Raw genomic sequence first — 20050 nt, 5'->3', positions numbered from 1 at the left:
ATGCAATTCAGAACGGGTCCGTCCCCAGCCCCGGCACATCCGCCGGCCGCGGCCCTGGCGCGGCCCAGTGAAACCGGCGATCCTTCTCCGCAATCGCGATGTCGTTGATCGAGGCCTCTCGCCGCCGCATCAGGCCGTGCTCGTCGAACTCCCACTGCTCGTTGCCGTAGGAGCGATACCACTGGCCGCTGGCGTCGCGCCATTCGTACTGGAAGCGCACCGCGATGCGGTTCTCGTCGAAGGCCCAGAGATCCTTGATCAGGCGATAGTCCTGCTCCTTCTCCCATTTGCGGGTGAGGAAGGCGACGATGGCCTCGCGACCCTGGAACACCTCAGAGCGATTGCGCCAGCGGCTGTCCTCGGTATAGGCGAGCGAGACGCGCACCGGATCGCGCGAATTCCAGGCATCCTCGGCCATGCGCGCCTTTTGCGCGGCGGTCTCGCGGGTAAAGGGCGGAAGCGGCGGGCGCGACATGGGGGCCTCATCGGTTGATTGAGGCCGCAATCTATCCCTGCACGCGATGGAGTCGAGAGGCGATCCCCTATCGCCCGATCACGAAATCAGATCGGCCTTCATCAGCGTGCGGATCGATTTCGGGATCGGCTGCGCGCGGCCGCCGCTGATGAAGGCGACACGCACCTCCGCCTTGACCAGCACGTCCTCACCACGTCGCACCTCCTGCGCCAGCATGATCGATGCCCCCTTCACCGCGACCGGCCAGGTCACGACATCGAGCACATCGTCCATCCGGGCGGGCTTGAGGAAATCGAGATGCATCGAGCGCACGACGAAGGCGAAGCCGGCGCCTTCCACCTCGGGCTGGTCGAACAGCGCCTGCTGCTCGGCGCCCATCAGCCGCAAATGATTTGTGCGCCCGCGCTCCATGTAGCGCAGATAATTGGCGTGATAGACGATGCCGGAGAAATCCGTGTCCTCGTAATAGACGCGGACCTGCATGTGGTGGCGGCCGTCGCGGATCTCGCCGTCGAGATGAGCTGTCACGTCGCGAGCCTCTTCGCTTGTCGCTACGGCTCCGTTTTGCGCAAAAACGGCCGGCGGCGCAAGCGCGGCTAGGACACGGTTGCCGCCGGCGCCCGCCCCAGCGTCACCTCGACGATCTCCGGCGGCACGCCGACGCGGACCGGGATGATGCTGCAACCCAGGCCGCCGGAGATGACGACGTCGCATTTCAGCCGCAGATGGCCATAGACGAGCGGAACGCCATGCTGCCGCGGAAGCGCCGGGGACCAACCGAGCAAGCGGACCTGTCCGCCATGGGTGTGACCGGACAGCTGCAGCGCAACGCGTGCGGGTACGCGCGTCGCGATATAGGGCTCATGCGCGAGAAGAATGATCGGCGCGTCGTCGGTGATCTTTGCCAGCGTCGCATTGAGATCGTCGGCTCCGAAACTCCTCGCATGGCCATAGCGCGGGCCAGCAACATAAGCGAGCTGATCGCCGAGGCCCGCAAGCCAGAACGAGCGGCCATCCTTGGTGAGACGCGCAACATCGTTCTCGTAAACGGGAATGCCGGCCGACTCCAGCGCCCGATGGGCGACCGTCGGCCCGTGCCCGGCGCGCTGCACGACCTTGTCGTCCCAATAGTCATGGTTGCCCATGACGGCATGGACACCGAGCGGCGCCTTCAGGCCAGCCAGCACCCTCGCCCACTCAGCGGCCGGGATGATGCGCGTGACGTGGTGGTGGCCGGCGACGTAGTCGCCGAGCAGAGCGATGAGATCGGGCTTGAGTGCGTTGGCCTGGTCGACAATGGCCTCGATCCGCTCCAGCGACATCCAGGGATCGCAGGCGTGGATGTCGGCGATCACGGCGATCTTGAGCGGCAAGTCCGCAGGCCATTGTCGCGGGGCCGGACGATAGCGGGTGATGCGCGGCCGCAGCTCCGGCTCGACGCCGACGCCGTAGGCGGCCGTCGAGATGCCGAGTGCCGAAAGGCCTCCGACGGAACGGATGAGATGACGCCGAGAGATCATGCAAGCCTGCTGCTGATGCGCTTTCGTGATGCGGCTTGAATAGAGCGAAATTGGGGTGCGCTTGTGCAGATCATCTGCACAGAGATTACCGAAAGTTCATGACGACCAGAGCAAAGCGCGTCAGCGCAAATTACTCGTCGCTCTCGTCCGTGCCGAACAGGCCAAACTGGGCCGCAGCATCGCGCGATGGCTCGGCGATGCCCAGGTGGCGAAAGGCGTGTGAGGTGAGCAGCCGGCCGCGCGGGGTGCGCTGCAAATAGCCGCACTGGATCAGATACGGCTCGATGATGTCCTCGATCGCATCGCGCGGCTCAGACAATGCGGCCGCCATCGTCTCGACACCGACCGGGCCGCCACCATAATTCGTCGCGATGGTCGTGAGGTAACGACGGTCCATGGCATCGAGGCCGGCAGCGTCGACCTCGAGCGCACTGAGCGCATGGTCGGCGATCTTGCGGTCGATCTTGTCGGCGTTGGCGGCGGAGGCGAAATCGCGCACGCGGCGCAACAGGCGGCCGGCAATGCGCGGCGTGCCGCGAGCGCGGCGCGCGATCTCGTTGGCGCCATCAGCGCTCATGCCGACATTGAGCACGCGCGCGCCGCGGGTGACGATGCTCTCCAGCTCTTCGATCGTGTAGAAGTTGAGGCGGATCGGAATGCCGAAGCGATCGCGCAAGGGATTGGTGAGCAGGCCGGCGCGCGTGGTGGCGCCGACGAGAGTGAATTTCGACAGCTCGATCTTCACCGAACGCGCCGCTGGTCCCTCGCCGATGATGAGGTCGAGCTGAAAGTCCTCCATCGCTGGATAGAGCACCTCTTCCACCGCAGGGCTGAGGCGATGGATCTCGTCGATGAAGAGCACGTCGCGCTCTTCGAGATTGGTCAGCAATGCGGCGAGATCGCCGGCCTTGGCGATGACAGGACCCGACGTTGCGCGAAAGCCGACGCCGAGTTCTTTCGCCACGATCTGCGCCAGCGTGGTCTTGCCGAGACCGGGCGGACCAACGAACAGCACGTGATCCAGCGCCTCGCCGCGCTTGCGCGCCGCCTCGATGAAAATCGAGAGGTTCTTGCGCGCCTGCTGCTGGCCGACGAAGTCGGACAGCGATTGCGGACGCAGCGCAGTGTCGCCGACATCGTCGCTGCGGCGCTCGGGCGAAACCATGCGGTTGGCCTTGGGATCGCTCACTTCGAGAGCTCCTTCAGACCGAGGCGAATGAGCTGCGCCGTTTCGGCGTTCTCGCCCGCGCTGCGCGATGCCGATGCGATCGCCGCGGCTGCCTGCGGCTGGCCGTAACCGAGATTGACCAGCGCGGAGATCGCGTCCGCAACGGGGCGCGGCGCGCGCTGGTCGTCGACGGCGCCGGCGAGATGCACGATGGCCGGATCGACATTGGCGAAGGCCGGCGCCTTGTCCTTCAATTCGGTGACGATGCGCTCGGCGACCTTGGGCCCGACGCCGGGCGTGCGCGCCACCGCGGCCTTGTCGCGCAGCGCAATGGCGTTGGCGAGATCGGCCGGCGCCAGCGTGCCAAGCACCGCGAGCGCGACCTTGGCGCCGACGCCCTGCACGGTCTGCAGCAGGCGAAACCATTCGCGCTCCTGGTCGGTGCGGAAGCCGAACAGCTTGATCTGGTCCTCGCGGACATAGGTCTCGATCGACAACACGGCCGCTTCGCCCGGCGACGGCAAATGCTGCAGAGTGCGAGACGAGCAATGCACCTGATAGCCGACGCCGCCGACGTCGAGGATGACAAAATCCTCGCCGTAGGAATCGATCAGGCCCTTGAGCTTGCCGATCATAGTCCCGCCACCTTCAGCCGCAGCGCCGTGCTCTGGCGGTGATGGGCGTGTGTGATGGCGATGGCGAGCGCATCGGCGGCGTCCGCTGACGGCGGCTCGGCCTTGGGCAACAGGATCTTCAGCATCATCGCGACTTGCTGTTTGTCGGCATGGCCGGCGCCGACCACCGTCTTCTTCACCTGGTTCGGCGCGTATTCGGCGACGGAAATGCCGAACATTGCGGGCGCCAGCATGGCGACGCCCCGGGCCTGGCCGAGTTTCAGCGTCGCAACGCCGTCCTTGTTCACAAAGGTCTGCTCGACCGCAGCTTCCATCGGCTGGTGGCTGGAGAGAATGGCCGCGAGCCCCTCGTGGATCGCCAATAGCCGGCTCGACAGCGGCAAATTGTCCGGCGGTTCCACCGAACCGCAGGCGACATAGATCAAGCGGTTGCCTTCGGCCTCGATCACGCCCCAGCCGGTGCGGCGCAGGCCGGGGTCGATGCCGATGATGCGGACGGGTTGGCGAATCGGGAGCGCGGTCATGGGCCAGTGATAGCGGTTGGCCCATGATAGCGAAACAGAAACAGAACAGAAGTCCCCTGGGGAAAGGCGCCCAGCGCCCCTACCCGCCCATCTTCGCGACCAGCGCGTCCGATATCTCGAAATTGGCGTACACTTGCTGGACGTCGTCGTGCTCGTTGAGCAGGTCCATCAGCTTCAAGAGCTTCTCGCCGGTCTCGTCGTCGACCGCGACCGTGTTCTGTGGTTTCCAGATCAGCGCGGCCTTGCGCGGCTCGCCGAACTTGGCTTCCAGCGCCTTGGCGACGTCGCGATAGCTTTCGGTCGAGGCGTAGATTTCGTGGCCGCCTTCGCCGGAGACCACATCGTCGGCGCCGGCCTCGATCGCGGCATCGAGCACCGAATCGTCATCGGCAACGCCGCGGTCGTATTCGATGATGCCGGTGCGATCGAACATGAAGGACACCGAGCCGGTTTCGCCGAGATTGCCGCCGGATTTGGTGAAGAACGAGCGGATGTCGGAGGCGGCGCGGTTGCGGTTGTCGGTCAGGGCCTCGACGATGACGGCGACCCCGCCGGGGCCGTAGCCCTCGTAGCGGATCTCGTCATAGTTCTCGCCATCGCTGCCGAGCGCCTTCTTGATGGCGCGCTCGATATTGTCCTTCGGCATGTTCTCCTGCCGCGCCGCGATCACGGCAGCGCGCAGGCGGGGGTTCATGGCGGGGTCGGGCGTGCCGAGCTTGGCGGCGACGGTGATTTCCCGCGCCAGCTTGCCGAACAGCTTCGACTTCTGGGCATCCTGCCGCCCCTTGCGGTGCATGATGTTCTTGAATTGGGAATGTCCGGCCATGCGTGATCTTCTTCTGGGGAATCGTGCGTCAAAGGTGAGCGTGGGGAAGCGCGGCCTTATAGGCCGCCAACCCACCGGAATGAAAGAGCTTCTCATACTTTAAGGTAAGATCGTAGAGGCCTGTGCCCAGAAGTCAGGCACCGTTAACCCTGATTTCATTCCGACCAGCGAAAATAGCGTCCGCCCATCTTCCCACAAGAGTAGACCCCATGGCGTTCGCATTTTTCCGGAAGCGCGTGCCGGACCCGGCCACGCCGATGGCAGCTCCGCAAGCGGTGCAGCCGGCGGCCCAGTCCGCGCCCGCTCCGGCGGTCGAGGTCGATTCGGCCCGGGAGATCCTGGAACTGCTGGAACTCGAGCTCGGCGCGATGATCCGCCAACTCGAGCGTGCCGCCAATTCGGTGGCAGGCGGGGCCGAGGCGACCGCGGCCACGCTCGCCGATATCCGCCAGCGCACCGACGCGCTGACCGGGCGGACCAATGCCGCGCAGTCCAACGCTTCGGGCTTTGCCCATGCCGCCGACAAGTTCACCCAATCGGCGCAGGGGATCGGCGCGCAGGTCCGCGAGGCCGGCAAGCTCGCCGATCAGGCCAGCGCCGCGGCGCAGGAAGCGCGCGAAAACGTCGACCGCCTGCGCGAATCCTCCGCTGCGATCGGCAACGTCGTCAACCTGATCGCCCAGATCGCGCGGCAGACCACGCTGCTCGCACTCAACTCCACGATCGAAGCCGCGCGCGCCGGCGCCGCCGGCAAGGGTTTCGCGGTCGTCGCCACCGAAGTGAAGGCGCTGGCGGTGCAGACCCAGAGCGCGACGGAAGAGATCTCCAAGAAGATCGACGCGCTCCAGCGCGATGCCGCCGGTTCCGCGGATGCGGTGCACCGGATCTCGCAGGCGATCGAGGCGATCCGCCCGGTGTTCGACACCGTCAACGGCGCGGTGGCCGAGCAGAACGCCACCACCAGCGAGGTCTCCGGCAACGCGAGCAGCGCATCGCAATTCATCATTGCGGTCGGCGAGAGCGCGGCCGAGATCGACGCGGCGACCAAGGCGGCCGAGACCCATGGCGAAAACGTCGCCAGCGCCGGCAAGGCCGTGACGACCTTTGCACAGAAGCTGAAATCGCGCTGTGCGGTGCTGCTCAAGCAGAGCGAGCACGACGATCGCCGCAAGACCGAACGGCTGCCGTGCCATCTCAAATTCGAGAGCGTGCGCGGCGTGCTGCCGGTCTACGAAATCGCGATGGACGGCGTGTTGATCGGCGGCGCGGAAGCAAGCCGGCTCGCGCCGCAGACGATCGTCGACGGCACCCTCGAAGATATCGGCGCCTGCCGCCTGCGCGTGATCGAGCAATCCAAGGCCGGCGCCCGCACGCAATTCGTCAGCCCCAATGCGGGCTTGCGCGAAAAGATCGAAGACAAGCTCTGGTCGATCCACGAGGAGAACACCGAGTTCGTCACCCGCGCGATGGAGGCCGGCAACGCGCTGACAAAGATCTTCGAGCAGGCCGTCGCCCGCGGCGAGGTCAGGATGGACGACCTCTTCGATACCGATTACGCCGAGATATCAGGCACCAATCCGCAGCAATACCGGACACGCTATCTCGACTGGGCCGACCGCGCGCTGCCGCCGTTCCAGGAAACCTTTCTCGCCAAGGAACCGCGCATGGCGTTCTGCGCCATGGTCGACCGCAACGGCTTCCTGCCGGTTCACAACAAGATCTATTCGCATCCGCAGCGTCCGGGCGATGTCGCCTGGAACACGGCCAATTGCCGCAACCGCCGCATCTTCAACGATCCGGCGGGGTTGGCGGCCGCGCACAACCAGCGCTCGTACCTGATCCAGAGCTATGCGCGCGACATGGGCAACGGCAACACCGTGATGATGCGCGAGATCGACGTCCCGATCCGCGTGCAGGGCCGGCACTGGGGTGGATTTCGCACCGCTTACAAGCTCTAGGGCGCCTCTCGTGCGCTCTCGGGCAAGACGGGGCGCGCGAATCATCCTGTAAGCTTGAACCTGGAATGGGAATGCCGCGGAGGGCCGGCGAACGGCTCCGATTGGAGAAAGCCGTAACATGTCCCTTGCACAGATTGCAGTGCTCGACACCGGATCGAACCGGACGCTCGCCGAACGGCTGATCGACCAGCTCGCCGACCGCATCGGCGGCCTCGGCGTCGAGCTTGCCGACATCGCCGGCAACGTCCAGGAGGTCGCGCACCGCGTTGCCAACCAGTCGGAGCGGTTCCACCATTTGCAGAAGACGGCAGAGACCATGGTCTCCGCCAACCACGACATCGCCAATGCCTCGCAGGCGGTGCAGTCGACCACGTCGGCCGCCGTCGGCGAGATCGCGCAGTCGCGCAGCGCGGTCGATACCGCGGTCAGCCACATCTCCGAACTCGTCGCGGCCGTCGAGCGGATCGAGGCGCGCCTCAGCGCCGTCGGATCCGCGCTGGCGCAGGTGGCAAAAGTCTCCGGCTCGATCGAGGCGATCGCCAAGCAGACCAATCTGCTCGCGCTCAACGCGACCATCGAGGCCGCGCGGGCCGGCAATGCGGGACGCGGATTCGCCGTGGTCGCGAGCGAGGTCAAGAACCTCGCCGAGGCGACGCGCCAGGCCACGCACCAGATCTCCGACACCGTGCGCGATCTCGACGGCCAGATCGAAGGTCTGATCGGCGAGAGCAGCGACGCCTCGCAGCGTGCCAAGACCGCGGGCGAAGGCGCGCAAGCGATCTCCGGCATCATCTCGCGCGTCCAGCAGGGCTTTGCCTCGGTGGAGGCCGAGATCGACAGCGTCACGCGCGCGGCGACCTCCAATCTCGGCCATTGCGACACCGTCATCAACGAGCTCAACGAGCTCGCCAAGGGCGTCGACCTGTCCTCACGCGACCTCAAGAGCGCGGACCAGCGGGTGACGAAGCTGCTCGACACCTCCGAGGACCTGATCGCGCTGATCGCCGACAGCGGCGTCGAGACCTCGGATGCGCCGCTGATCCGGGTCGTCGTCGACACCGCCAAGCGGATCTCGGCCGAGTTCGAGGCCGCGATCGGCCGCGGCGAGATCACGCTCGACCAGCTCATGGACGAGCACTACCGGGAGATATCAGGCACCGATCCCAAGCAGTACACCACCGCCTATGTCGACTTCACCGATCGCGTGCTGCCCGCGATCCAGGACCCGATCCAGAAGTCCGACCCTCGCATCGTGTTCTGCGTCGCCTGGGCCAAGGGCGGCTACCTTCCGACGCACAATCCGAACTACCGCCTGCCGCAAGGCAAGGACCCCGTCTGGAACAACGCCAATTGCCGCAACCGCCGCCTGTTCACCGATCGCGCGGTCAAGAAGGTCGCGGCCAACACGAAACCGTTCCTGCTGCAAACCTATCGCCGCGACATGGGCGGCGGGCAGTTCGTGCTGATGAAGGACCTGTCGTCCCCGATCATGATCCGCGGCAGGCACTGGGGCGCGTTCCGGATGGGCTTTCGGCAAAGCTAGAGTCAAATCTCGAAAACAACCCCATGCACAGTAGACGGGCGCCGGGAAATCAACGCCTTTTCGCCTCGTCACGCTAGAGGCGCCTGTTGAAGGCTTGACCCGTCGGGCAAAACAGGCGCATAATGCTATTATTCCGAAATAGCCATTCACTCCTCTTCCTTCTCCCCTTGTGGGAGAAGGTGGCGCGTAGCGCCGGATGAGGGGTATGTCTCCGCGGGTAGAACTGCTCGAGAATGAGAGGATCGTACGCGGATAGAGACGCCTCACCCCAACATGTCCGTGTCTACTGCCGTCGCTCCGTTTTCCCAATCGCACGAGTTTCGTCATCGCATGATTTTGCGCGTTCGCACGATTGTCTGCAGCGATCGACGGCGCGCATGACGAAAAAGCGTCAAAACATGACGCTGATCATATCAATTAGCCCAAAACTGCCGCACGGATCGCCGCACAAATTCGTGAACGTCATGGCCTGACGCTTCGCATGCGCAGATATGCATTGCTGCGAATTTGAAAGCTTCATCGTTTCGCATCGGTATGATTATGGTCGCGCGAAATTTTCGCCGATGCGATCGCCGTCAGCGATCTGGCGAAGAAGGGAATGCATATGGCAACGACTCTCACCATCAACGGCAAAACGAAATCCTTCGAGGCGCCAGCGGAAATGCCGCTGCTGTGGGTGCTGCGCGACATCCTGGGAATGACCGGCACCAAGTTCGGCTGCGGCATCGCGCAGTGCGGCGCCTGCACCGTGCATGTCGATGGCAAGGCGGTGCGCTCCTGCGTGCTGCCGATCAGTACCGTCGCAAATCGCGCCATCACCACGATCGAGCATGTCGGCAGCACACCGTCGGGTGCGAAGGTGCAGAAGGCCTGGCTGGATGCCGAAGTGATCCAGTGCGGCTATTGCCAGTCCGGCCAGATCATGTCGGCCGCGGCGCTGCTGGCGGCAACGCCCAACCCCGACGATGCCGATATCGATGCGGCAATGGCCGGGAACATCTGCCGCTGCGGCACTTACGTGCGCATCCGCGAGGCCATCAAGCTCGCTGCCTCCGGCCGTCAGTCGTGAGGTCCGCCATGAATGCACAGAACGGCGTCTCCCGCCGCACGCTTCTGACCGGCGGCCTCGCCACCGGCGTCCTGCTCGCCTTCCATCTGCCGCTGCGCGCCGCTCCCAACGAACCGGTGCAGAAGGACACGACCGACGGCAAGTTCGCGCCCAACGCCTTCATCCGCATCGACGAGACCGGCCGCACGGTGCTGATGATGCCGCAGGTCGAGATGGGCCAGGGCACCTACACCTCGATCTCGGCGGTGATCGCCGAAGAGCTCGATGCCGACTGGAGCAAGGTCGAGGTGCAGCACGCGCCGCCCAACGACAAGCTCTACGCCAACCCCACCTTCGGCTTGCAGGTGACAGGCAATTCGAACTCGATTCGGGCCTGGTGGCTGCCACTGCGCAAGGCGGGTGCGACCGCACGCGCAATGTTGATACAAGCCGCGGCCAGCCAATGGGGCGTGGAGCCCGCGAGCTGCACGGCATCGAAGGGCGAAGTGACCCATGCCGCGAGCGGCCGCAAGCTCGGCTATGGCGAGATCGCGCTCGCCGCGCAGGGCCAGACGCCGCCGAAAGACGTCGCGGTCAAGGATCCCAAGGATTTCGTTCTCATTGGTCAGCCGCTGAAGCGGCTGGATACGCCCGACAAGGTCAACGGCAAGGCACTCTACGGCATCGACGCGATCCTGCCCGACATGAAGATCGCGGCGATCGCCAACTGCCCCGTGTTCGGCGGCAAGGTCGGCAAGGTCGGCGACAGCGCGGCGATGAAGGTGGCCGGCGTGCGCAAAATCGTCGTGCTCGACGACGCCGTCGCCGTGATCGGCGACCACATGTGGGCGGCGAAGAAAGGTCTCGAAGCGCTCGAGATCGAATGGAACGAGGGGCCCAACGCCAAGATCACGACACAAGACATTTGGCAGAACCTGCGCGATGCCAGCGCGAAGGACGGTGCGGTGGCGAAATCCACCGGCGACATCGCCAAGGCGCTCGCCAGCGGCGACAGGTTCGAGGCGGCTTACGAGCTACCGTTTTTGGCCCATGCCTCGATGGAACCGATTAACGCCACCGTGCGGCTGACAAAAGACTCCTGCGAGATCTGGACCGGCACACAGATCATGACTCGCGTGCAGTCCGAGGCGGCCAAGGCCGCCGGCGTTTCCGTCGACAAGGTGATCGTCAACCAGCATCTGCTCGGCGGCGGTTTTGGCCGCAAGCTCGAGCCCGACATGGTGGTCGCGGCGGTCAGAATCGCAAAGCAGGTCGACTATCCCGTCAAGGTGATCTGGACCCGCGAGGAGGACATCCAGCACGATGTCTACCGCCCTGTCTATCGCGACCAGATCACGGCGTCGCTGGTCGACGGCAAGGTCGCCGGCTGGAAGTACAAGGTCGCAGGCTCCGCGGTGCTGGCACGCTGGCTGCCGCCGGCGTTCCAGAAGGGCATCGACATCGACGCGGTCGATGCCGCGGTCGACGCGCCCTACGACTTCGCCAATTTCCATGTCGAATATGTCCGCGCCGAGCCGCCGGCGGTGCCCACAGGCTTCTGGCGCGGCGTCGGTCCGAACAACAATGTGTTCGCGGTCGAATGCGCGATGGACGAGCTGGCGCGCAAGGCCGGCAAGGATCCGATCGAATTCCGCCGGGCCATGCTGACCAAGAACCCGCGCATGCTCGCGGTCCTCAATCAAGTCGCCGAAAAGTCCGGCTGGGGCGAGAAGCTGCCGCCGCGCGTAGGCCGCGGCGTCTGCGTGCAGCCGTCCTTCGCGAGCTTCATCGCGACCGTGGTGGAGGCCGAGATCGACGACATCGGCGAGATCGTGCTCCGCCGCGTTACTTCGGTCGTCGACACCGGCATCGCCGTCAACCCCGATACGGTGAAGGCGCAGATCGAGGGCGGCCTGATCTTCGGCCTCACCGCCGCGCTCTATGGCGAGATCACCATCGACAAGGGCCGCGTGCAGCAGTCGAACTTCCACGACTACCGCATGATGCGCATTAACGAGACGCCGAAGATAGACGTGACCGTGGTCAGGAGTGGCGAAGCGCCCGGCGGCATCGGCGAGGCCGGCGTCAACGCCGGCCCGCCGGCGCTGCGCAATGCGATTCTTGCCGCAACCGGCGTCACGCTGCGGCGTCTGCCGATCGATCGGAAACTGCTGGCCGTGGGGAAGAAGGCATGAGCCGGACAATGCGTATCCTTGCAGGCCTCGTCGTGATTGCCATCGTCGTGGTGGGGATCGGCGTCTTCATCATCCGCGGACCCGGCCCGCTCGATTTTGCCGGGGGCACGAAGGTCGCGCTGGCCGATTATCGCGCCGGCAAGCCCGCGGGCGTGCCGGCCAAGCTCGAAAAGGCGAGCCTGATCGAGCGCGGCGAATATCTGGCGAAGGCGGCCGACTGCATGGTCTGCCACACCAAGCCAGGCGAGAAGCAGTACTCCGGCGGGCTTGCGTTCAAGCTGCCGTTCGGCACGCTGTATTCCACCAACATCACGCCGGACAAGGACACCGGCATCGGCAATTACAGCGACCAGGATTTCCTCAACGCGGTCCAGCGCGGCAAGCGCCATGACGGCGCACGGCTCTATCCTGCCATGCCCTACACGTCCTACACCTATATGAGCGACGAGGACGTACTGGCGGTGAAGGCCTATCTGTTCAGCCTGCCGGCGGTGCGCGCGAAGGCGCCCGACAACACGCTGGCGTTCCCGTTCAACCAGCGCTGGGCGATGATGTTCTGGTCGGCCGTGTTCAATCCGGACACGCGCTTTGCGCCTGACACGTCGAAGAGCCCGGAGTGGAACCGAGGTGCGTATCTGGCGGAAGCGCTGGCCCATTGCGGCGAGTGTCATACGCCGCGCAATCTCGGCTTCGCGCTCGACAACCGCAAGAAGTTCGCCGGCGCCATCACCGCCGGCTGGCACGCCTTCAACATCTCCTCGGACAAGGCGACGGGCCTTGGCAATTGGAGCGATCAGGATCTGATCTCGTATCTGTCGCTCGGCCACGCGCCGGGTCACGGCTCGGCCTCGGGTCCGATGGGCGAAGCCGTCGACCACAGCTTCAGCCAGTTCGCGCCCGAAGACATCCGGTCCATCGTTGCTTACTTGCGCAGCGTGCCGCCGGTCTCCTCGCCGGACCTGCCGGCCACCACTGCGCCAGTCGCGCCCGCCTCGCATAAGGACGGCGTGACAGCGGACGCACGCGGCAAAAAAGTGTTCGCCAGCGCCTGCGCCAGCTGCCACGGCTGGAGCGGCGAGAGCCCGGTCTCGCCGATGGCAACGCTAACCGGCACCTGGGCCGTCAACGACCCCGCCGCCACCAATGTCGCGCAGATCGTGATCTCGGGCACCAAGCGACATACACCTGACGGTGCCTTGTCGATGCCGGCGTTCGGCAATGCCTACACCGACGACGAGATCGCGGCGGTGGCGAACTATGTCACGGCGCGGTTCGGCACCAAGGGCTCGAAGCTGACGGCGAAGGATGTCGCGGAGCTGAGGGAGCAGACGGCCGAGTAGTCGCGCGGCGAGCGCGGCTGCACCCTCTCCCCTTGCGGGAGAGGGTGGCTTCGCGGAACGCGAAGCCGGGTGAGGGGTTCTCTCCGCGAGTCCAACTCTCGATGATGTGCGTGGAGACAACCCCTCATCCGGCGCTTCGCGCCACCTTCTCCCGCAAGGGGAAAAGGAAGAGGTCGCACGTCAATCTCACGTGTCGGCCTGGCGAAGGCCGGGACGACACTGAGCATGACGGGCCGCCGCTAGCTCAACCAGAATTTCGGCGTTGCCGGCTCCAGCCTTCCACCCACGCGCACCGGCGCGATCTTCAGCGCGAGGCCGGTCGCATCATCGGTCTCGACCGCGACACCGCTGAGCGTCGCCATACCGGAGGCCGGCTCGAACCGTCCCGACGGAATGCCCGACGTGAACCGCCGCAGCGGCTCTTCCTTCTGCATGCCGATGATGGAGTCGTAATCGCCGGTCATGCCGGCGTCGGTCAGGTAGGCGGTGCCGCCCGACAGGATCTGGTGGTCGGCGGTCGGCACATGGGTGTGCGTGCCGACGACGAGGCTGGCGCGGCCGTCGCAGAAGAAGCCGATGCCCTGCTTCTCGCTGGATGCCTCGCAATGGAAATCGACGACGATGGCATCTGCCGCAACGCCGAGCGGACAGGCGCCGAGCTCGCGCTCGAGCGCGGCAAAGGGATCGTCGAACGGCGTCATGAAGACGCGGCCCAGCGCGTTGACGACGAGCGCATGCTTGCCGTTCTTGGTCTCGACCAGGGCGGCACCGCGGCCGGGCGTGCCGCGCGGATAGTTCGCGGGCCGCACCAGGCGCTCGGCGCGCTCGATGAACACCAGCGCCTCGCGCTGGTCCCAGGAGTGATTGCCCAGCGTCACCGCATCGGCGCCAGCCTCGAGAAACTCGTGATAGATCGTCTCGGTAATGCCGAAGCCGCCGGCCGAGTTCTCGCCGTTGACGACGACGAAATCGAGCGACCAGTCCTTGACCATGCTGGGGAGATATTCGGCGATGGCATCGCGTCCGCTGCGGCCGACGACATCACCCACGAAGAGAATGCGCAACTTCAGAACTCCGGAAATCGAAAACGTCCGATTCCGTTAGCACATAATCCAGGGCCACGTCGTGGGCCAGTGCCGGAACCGCCTTGATCTCCTGCGCTGCGAAAGCGAGCCCGATGCCGACGATGTTCTTGGCTTTCCGCAAATGCGCGAAGGTGAAGTCGTAGTGCCCCGCACCATAGCCGATGCGATGGCCGAGACGATCGAAGGCTGCGAGCGGCGTCAGCATGATATCGGGAATGACCTCGGCGGCCGCCGGCGACGGCTCGGGAATGCCGAGCGGACCGAGCATCAGGCGGTCGCTCGGATGGAAGAGGCGGAAGACCAGCGCCTGGCCGCGCGCGGTGACGCAGGGCAGCGCCAGCCTGGCGCCGTCCTCGGCGAGCTTCGCCATCAGCGGCATTGGGTCGATCTCGCTCCGGATCGGGGAGTAGCCGGAGACGATGCTGCCGGGGAGGATCTTGAACGGCAGTCCGCGCTTGGCGAGCTTTGCCGCGGCAGCGGTGCGCTTCTTCTCGCTCAGAGCGTCACGCGCTGCGAGGACTTTGGCGCGGAGTTCGGATTTGGAGGCAGACATGTGCGTTTTCCCCGAAGGCGAAGTCTTGCTCCGCCAGCCATCACCCGCGAAAGCGAGTGATCCGATATTGCAGAAACGCCAGTGCAAGAACCTCGACGCCGCGGCATGACACCGAGCCTCAATTGAACCGCAAGCGTGTCGGGGACGCAATTCGACGGGCACGAACCAGAACAGTATGGGATTCCCGCTTGTGCCTCAAGGGCACGGAGGCGGCGGCTTTGCTAGTCCTCGTCCCGCTCGATGACGCCGGCCACTGCGTTTTCAACGTTCGACAGTACCTCGCAGTCGCAGTACCCGCCGTGGTTCGCCAGCCAAGGCAGCACTCGCGCTTCTTCCAAACGGTGCGCCAAGAGGAAGGCGCGCGTACGAGACAATGTGTGGTCGCAGACGGCGCCATTCTCGTCAAAAGCTGCGTCGAGATGGTCGAACAGCGCACGCAAGGTGGCGCCCGGCATTGGGAGGGAAGCAATGAGGTCCTGCTTCTCGCGCGCCTTCCAAGCAGCCTTCAGGACCTGCTTGCGAGGGTCTTTAGACACGCACTCACCCCATGTAATTCCAAAGTGCGAAGCCGCGGACGCCGTTGAAGCACTCGATCCCGGAGTTCCCTACGAAAGTAGGTGGGCACCATATGTCCGGGCCCACGGGCCCGGCCAGGGACAGTTCCCTAAAGGATCGATAAGGCCCCGGGGATATATGGCTCCTGACGCGCGTCGCAGCTTCGCCCGGGCAATGTAACAACGATACTGACGAATCGCCAGCCCGGCGGGAGTGTGCCGACTTGCTTGCCAAGTTCACCGGTGAGCTCCCTCTCCCGCCTTGCGGGAGAGGGTTGGGGAGAGGGCTTTCTCCTCTGGGGGATTGTCCCGTTGCGGAGATACCCTCTCCCCGACCCTCCCCCGCGAGCGACCCGCGAGCGGGGGAGGGAGCGCACTGCACGCGTGGCAGCCGCTAGCCGATCGCGATGCCGTTGCCGACGGTCCGGTTCAGGACCTGCGTCGACTTCTCGATGCGCTCGGCGGCCGAGTTCAACGCATTCACCACGGCGGTCTGGGTCAACCTGGCGCGCTCGACGGCGGCGTTGCGGAAATCCCGGAGCTCGACCAGCTCCTGCTCCATGGTGCGGATGCGGTTGCCGGCGTCGACCAGTTCGTCGCAGACGGTCAGCGCCGCCATCACCGTGAGGCGCGCATCGCCGATCTCGCCGAACTTTCCGCGCAGCGACTGGATGCGGGTCTCCAGGCTTTCGGCGAGCTTGAGCAGCCGCACCTCCTGGCCCTCCTCGCAGGCCATGCGGTATTGCCGGGCATTGATGGTGACGTTGATGTGGCTCATCCGTCCTCTCCGGTATCGAGCACCGAGCGAATCGTGACGATCGCGGAATCCAGCCGGTCGGAGATCTCGCGATTGGTGCGCTCGAGCTTGCGCGCCTTCACCAGCGCGCCGTCGAGCTCGTCGGCAAGGCGCGAGCGGTCCGCACCCAGCGCCTGGATTCGCGTCGCAAGCTCGTTCTCGTCGCGATCGGCATCGCGCCGCCGCTCCACCGCGCTTTCGAGCGCGTCGAGCGCCGCCGTGAGTCTGCGGGTCGCGATCTCGATCTCGACGGCGGAGGACTCCGTCATGGCAGAGCTTTTGGATACGCGATCGTTCATGCAGTCAGCGGCGGAACCTGTGGGCTGTGCCCGTGGCCTTTACCTCAGGGCTTGCCGGCCGGCAAAAGACTCGGTTCGGCAAGCGGTTAGAAGCAGAAATTTACGTGGCAAGCTAGCAAATCGCAACGCCGCCGCGAAACTATGCACCGCTAAGCAACGTTTACCGCGCAACAGACGTTTGACCACCTTGGACTCCCGGAACCGAGATGCTATCCCAGCCGCGACCCCCAGCGGCCGAAAGGCTCCTTTCCGCGCGGGCGAACCGCCGCCAAGCGCCTCATTTCAGACGGATTTCAGACATGACGCAGGTCGATCACAACCGCATGGCCAACGCGATCCGCGGCCTCTCGATGGACGCTGTCGAGAAAGCGAAATCGGGCCATCCCGGCCTGCCGATGGGCGCCGCCGACATCGCCACGGTGCTGTTCACGCAATTCCTGAAATTCGACATCGCCGCCACCGAATGGCCGGATCGCGACCGTTTCGTGCTGTCGGCCGGCCACGGCTCGATGCTGCTCTATTCGCTGCTCCATCTCCTCGGCAGCCCGGAGATGACGATCGACCAGCTCAAGAATTTCCGACAGCTGGGGTCCCTGACGCCCGGACATCCCGAGCACGGCCACACCAAGGGCATCGAGACCACCACCGGTCCGCTCGGCCAGGGCATCTCGACCGCGGTCGGCATGGCGCTCGCCGAAAAGATGCTCGCCGCCGAGTTCGGCAAGAAGATCGTCGACCACCACACCTATGTGCTCGCCTCCGACGGCGATCTGATGGAAGGCGTGTCGCAGGAAGCGATCGCGATGGCCGGCCACTGGAAGCTCGGCAAGCTGATCGTGCTCTATGACGACAACGGCATCTCGATCGACGGCCCGACCTCGATCGCCGACTCGGTCGACCAGGTGAAGCGCTTCAAGTCCGCCGGCTGGGCCGCCGAGAAGATCGACGGCCACGACCAGGCCGCGATATCGGCTGCGATCACCCGCGCGCAAAAATCCAACAAGCCGACGCTGATCGCCTGCCGCACCACCATCGGCTTCGGCGCGCCGCACAAGGCCGGCACCGCGAAGGCGCATGGCGAAGCGCTCGGCGCCGACGAGCTCAAGGCCGCCAAGGAAAATCTCGGCATCTCGCTCGAGCCGTTCTCGGTGCCCGATGACGTGCTGAAGGCCTGGCGCGCGGCAGGCAGCCGCGGCGCCGCGGCTCGCCAGGAATGGGAGACGCGGCTCGGCGAGCTCGGCAGCCGCAAGCGCGCCGAGTTCGAGCGCCGCCTGCGCCATGAGCGTCCGGCTGCGCTGGCGAAAGCCGTGCGCGCCTACAAGAAGGAGCTGCTGGAAAAGCCGATGAATGCGGCGACCCGCAAATCGTCGGAAGCGGTCATCGAAGTCATCGCCGGCGCGATGCCGATGGAATTCCTCGCAGGCTCGGCCGACCTCACCGGCTCCAACAACAACAAGGCGAAGTCGGCGACCGCGTTCTCCGCCAAGACGCCGAAGGGCCGCTTCATCCATTACGGCATCCGCGAGCACGGCATGTGTGCGGCGATGAACGGCATCTTCCTGCACGGCGGCTTTGCGCCGAACGGCGCGACCTTCCTGGTGTTCACCGACTACGCGCGTCCGGCGATGCGCCTCGCCGCATTGATGGGCACCGGGGTCGTCTACGTGATGACGCACGATTCCATCGGCCTCGGCGAAGACGGCCCGACCCATCAGCCGGTCGAGCATCTCTCAGCGCTTCGCGCCATTCCGAACATGCGCGTGTTTCGTCCCTGCGATGCGATCGAGGTCGCCGAGTGCTGGGAGCTTGCGCTGAACCGCGTGGACGGTCCGACCGTGCTGGCGCTGACGCGGCAGAACCTGCCGCAGCTGCGCACGTCGGCGCCGAACGAGAGCCCCTGCGCGGCCGGCGCCTACGAGCTGGTCGCCGCCCAGGGCGAAGCCAAGGCGACGCTGTTCGCCTCCGGTTCCGAAGTCGAGATCGCGGTGGCTGCCCAGAAGCAGCTCGCCGAACGTGGCATTCCGACGCGGGTGGTCTCGGTGCCCTCGCTCGAGCTCTTGCTAGCGCAACCAAAGGAACGGCGCGACGCGATCATCGGCAACGCGCCGGTGAAGGTCGCGATCGAAGCCGCCGTGCGCTGGGGCTGGGACGCCGTGATCGGCCAGGATGGTGAATTCGTGGGCATGCATTCCTTCGGCGCCAGCGCCCCTCTCAACAAGATCTTCCAGCACTTCGGCATTACCGCCGAGGCCGCGGTTAACGCTGTGGTGAAGCGCGTTTCCTGAGAGTTGAGCTTGCCAAAAAAAAGGACTACGTAAGGTCTCATATGATCAAGCACCGCCCGGCCGAACCGGGCGTCCGCCTCTAAAAAACCCTCGCAGGCGCGCCAGCTGCGCGTTGTGCGGGATGATGGGGTCATTGAACAGCCGTCACTGAACGGTCATAAGGAGACGAAACATGGCAGTCCGCGTTGGAATTAACGGTTTTGGTCGCATCGGCCGCAACGTCCTGCGGGCTATCGCCGAGTCCGGCCGCAAGGACATCGAGGTCGTCGGCATCAACGATCTCGGCCCGGTCGAAACCAATGCTCATCTCCTCCGTTACGACAGCGTCCATGGCCGCTTCCCCGGCACCGTGACCGTCGAGGGTGACTCGATCAGCCTCGGGGCCAACAAGATCAAGGTGACCGCCGAGCGCGATCCCTCGAAACTGCCCTGGAAGGATCTCGGCGTCGACATCGCGCTGGAATGCACCGGCATCTTCACCTCGAAGGACAAGGCGTCCGCGCATCTCACCGCCGGTGCCAAGCGCGTGCTGGTCTCCGCGCCCGCCGATGGTGCCGACGCCACCATCGTGTTCGGCGTCAACCACGAGACGCTGACCAGGGATCATCTGGTCGTCTCCAACGGCAGCTGCACCACCAACTGCCTGGCGCCGGTCGCCAAGGTGCTGAACGATCTGGTCGGCATCGAGACCGGCTTCATGACCACGATCCACGCCTATACCGGCGACCAGCCGACGCTGGACACGCTGCACAAGGATCTCTATCGCGGCCGCGCGGCGGCGATGTCGATGATCCCGACCTCGACCGGCGCCGCCAAGGCGATCGGCCTCGTGCTGCCCGAACTGAAGGGCAAGCTCGACGGCGTCGCGATCCGCGTGCCGACCCCGAACGTGTCGGTCGTCGATCTCAAGATCGTCGCCAAGCGCGCAACCGACGCCAAGGAGATCAACGCGGCGATGAAGCGCGCCAGCGAGCAGCAGCTCAAGGGCGTGCTCGGCTACACCAATGCGCCGAACGTCTCGATCGACTTCAACCACGACCCGCACTCCTCCACTTTCCACGAGGACCAGACCAAGGTGCAGAACGGCACGCTGGTGCGTGTGATGTCCTGGTACGACAACGAGTGGGGCTTCTCGAACCGCATGGCCGACACCGCCGTTGCGATGAGCAAGGTGATCTAAGAACGTAGGTCTTGTGTCCCGGACGCGGTGCAGCGCTTGCGCTGCTCCGCAGAGCCGGGACCCATT

General features: G+C 65.2%; 19 protein-coding genes and 1 other RNA gene. 7 read left to right on the top strand and 13 right to left on the bottom strand.

Going from position 1 to position 20050, the window contains the following annotated elements:
• Nucleotides 1–7 precede the first annotated feature (7 nt).
• The 7 genes from XH91_RS06585 to XH91_RS06555 all read right to left on the bottom strand — a co-directional run bounded on the left by XH91_RS06585 (nt 8) and on the right by XH91_RS06555 (nt 5148).
• Complete coding sequence (locus tag XH91_RS06585; protein ID WP_128949822.1) at nt 8–475, bottom strand: nuclear transport factor 2 family protein; 468 nt, start codon at nt 473–475, stop codon at nt 8–10.
• Between the two features lie 78 nt (nt 476–553).
• Nucleotides 554–1003, bottom strand: coding sequence for a tol-pal system-associated acyl-CoA thioesterase (gene ybgC / locus XH91_RS06580; protein ID WP_128949821.1), 450 nt, complete (start codon nt 1001–1003; stop codon nt 554–556).
• Nucleotides 1004–1071: 68 nt separating this feature from the next.
• Nucleotides 1072–1995, bottom strand: a complete 924-nt coding sequence (locus XH91_RS06575) for a metallophosphoesterase (protein ID WP_128949820.1) — start codon at nt 1993–1995, stop codon at nt 1072–1074.
• Between the two features lie 130 nt (nt 1996–2125).
• Nucleotides 2126–3184, bottom strand: coding sequence for a Holliday junction branch migration DNA helicase RuvB (gene ruvB / locus XH91_RS06570; protein WP_128949819.1), 1059 nt, complete (start codon nt 3182–3184; stop codon nt 2126–2128).
• Nucleotides 3181–3798, bottom strand: a complete 618-nt coding sequence (gene ruvA / locus XH91_RS06565; RefSeq protein ID WP_128949818.1) for a Holliday junction branch migration protein RuvA — start codon at nt 3796–3798, stop codon at nt 3181–3183. Before ruvA ends, ruvB begins: the two co-directional genes overlap by 4 nt.
• Complete coding sequence (gene ruvC / locus XH91_RS06560) at nt 3795–4322, bottom strand: crossover junction endodeoxyribonuclease RuvC (protein ID WP_128949817.1); 528 nt, start codon at nt 4320–4322, stop codon at nt 3795–3797. Before ruvC ends, ruvA begins: the two co-directional genes overlap by 4 nt.
• A gap of 79 nt (nt 4323–4401) precedes the next feature.
• A complete protein-coding gene (locus XH91_RS06555) occupies nt 4402–5148 on the bottom strand; it encodes a YebC/PmpR family DNA-binding transcriptional regulator (protein ID WP_128949816.1) in 747 nt (248 codons plus the stop codon).
• A 209-nt stretch (nt 5149–5357) separates the two neighbouring features.
• Here XH91_RS06555 and XH91_RS06550 point away from each other — a divergent pair, with 209 nt between their 5' ends.
• The 5 genes from XH91_RS06550 to XH91_RS06530 all read left to right on the top strand — a co-directional run bounded on the left by XH91_RS06550 (nt 5358) and on the right by XH91_RS06530 (nt 13232).
• Entirely contained in the window at nt 5358–7106 is a 1749-nt protein-coding gene (locus XH91_RS06550; protein ID WP_128949815.1) for a methyl-accepting chemotaxis protein, read from the top strand.
• A 118-nt stretch (nt 7107–7224) separates the two neighbouring features.
• Nucleotides 7225–8649, top strand: a complete 1425-nt coding sequence (locus XH91_RS06545; protein ID WP_128949814.1) for a methyl-accepting chemotaxis protein — start codon at nt 7225–7227, stop codon at nt 8647–8649.
• Between the two features lie 604 nt (nt 8650–9253).
• Complete coding sequence (locus XH91_RS06540) at nt 9254–9718, top strand: (2Fe-2S)-binding protein (RefSeq protein ID WP_206733476.1); 465 nt, start codon at nt 9254–9256, stop codon at nt 9716–9718.
• A gap of 8 nt (nt 9719–9726) precedes the next feature.
• Nucleotides 9727–11892, top strand: coding sequence for a xanthine dehydrogenase family protein molybdopterin-binding subunit (locus tag XH91_RS06535; RefSeq protein ID WP_164933611.1), 2166 nt, complete (start codon nt 9727–9729; stop codon nt 11890–11892).
• A complete protein-coding gene (locus tag XH91_RS06530) occupies nt 11889–13232 on the top strand; it encodes a c-type cytochrome (protein WP_128949811.1) in 1344 nt (447 codons plus the stop codon). Before XH91_RS06535 ends, XH91_RS06530 begins: the two co-directional genes overlap by 4 nt.
• Before the next feature lie 239 nt (nt 13233–13471).
• Here the strand turns inward: XH91_RS06530 and XH91_RS06525 are convergent, their stop codons facing one another.
• From XH91_RS06525 to XH91_RS06500, 6 genes are all read right to left on the bottom strand, one after another.
• Nucleotides 13472–14296 carry a TIGR00282 family metallophosphoesterase gene (locus XH91_RS06525; protein WP_164933612.1) on the bottom strand — a complete coding sequence of 275 codons (825 nt, stop codon included), beginning with the start codon at nt 14294–14296 and terminating at the stop codon, nt 13472–13474.
• Nucleotides 14274–14870: a 5-formyltetrahydrofolate cyclo-ligase gene (locus XH91_RS06520; RefSeq protein ID WP_128949810.1), complete on the bottom strand. Its 597-nt coding sequence runs from the start codon at nt 14868–14870 to the stop codon at nt 14274–14276. The genes XH91_RS06525 and XH91_RS06520 overlap by 23 nt, the downstream gene beginning before the upstream one ends.
• 221 nt (nt 14871–15091) lie before the next feature.
• Entirely contained in the window at nt 15092–15406 is a 315-nt protein-coding gene (locus tag XH91_RS06515; protein ID WP_206733477.1) for a DUF2695 domain-containing protein, read from the bottom strand.
• A 25-nt stretch (nt 15407–15431) separates the two neighbouring features.
• A non-coding RNA gene (gene ssrS / locus XH91_RS06510) (6S RNA) lies at nt 15432–15592 on the bottom strand.
• Nucleotides 15593–15818: 226 nt separating this feature from the next.
• Nucleotides 15819–16202 (bottom strand): cell division protein ZapA, encoded by a 384-nt coding sequence (locus XH91_RS06505; protein ID WP_128949809.1) that lies wholly within the window; start codon nt 16200–16202, stop codon nt 15819–15821.
• Nucleotides 16199–16489, bottom strand: coding sequence for a DUF4164 domain-containing protein (locus XH91_RS06500; RefSeq protein ID WP_084292232.1), 291 nt, complete (start codon nt 16487–16489; stop codon nt 16199–16201). Before XH91_RS06500 ends, XH91_RS06505 begins: the two co-directional genes overlap by 4 nt.
• A gap of 329 nt (nt 16490–16818) precedes the next feature.
• Here XH91_RS06500 and tkt point away from each other — a divergent pair, with 329 nt between their 5' ends.
• A complete protein-coding gene (gene tkt / locus XH91_RS06495) occupies nt 16819–18804 on the top strand; it encodes a transketolase (RefSeq protein WP_128949808.1) in 1986 nt (661 codons plus the stop codon).
• A gap of 172 nt (nt 18805–18976) precedes the next feature.
• Complete coding sequence (gene gap / locus XH91_RS06490) at nt 18977–19984, top strand: type I glyceraldehyde-3-phosphate dehydrogenase (RefSeq protein WP_128949807.1); 1008 nt, start codon at nt 18977–18979, stop codon at nt 19982–19984.
• The last annotated feature ends 66 nt before the right edge of the window (nt 19985–20050 follow it).

Origin of the sequence: Bradyrhizobium guangzhouense (genome assembly GCF_004114955.1) — a bacterium.
GTDB lineage: Bacteria > Pseudomonadota > Alphaproteobacteria > Rhizobiales > Xanthobacteraceae > Bradyrhizobium > Bradyrhizobium guangzhouense.
The sequence above is the reverse complement of the archived record's forward strand: the minus strand, read 5'-3'. Positions and strand labels throughout refer to the sequence as shown.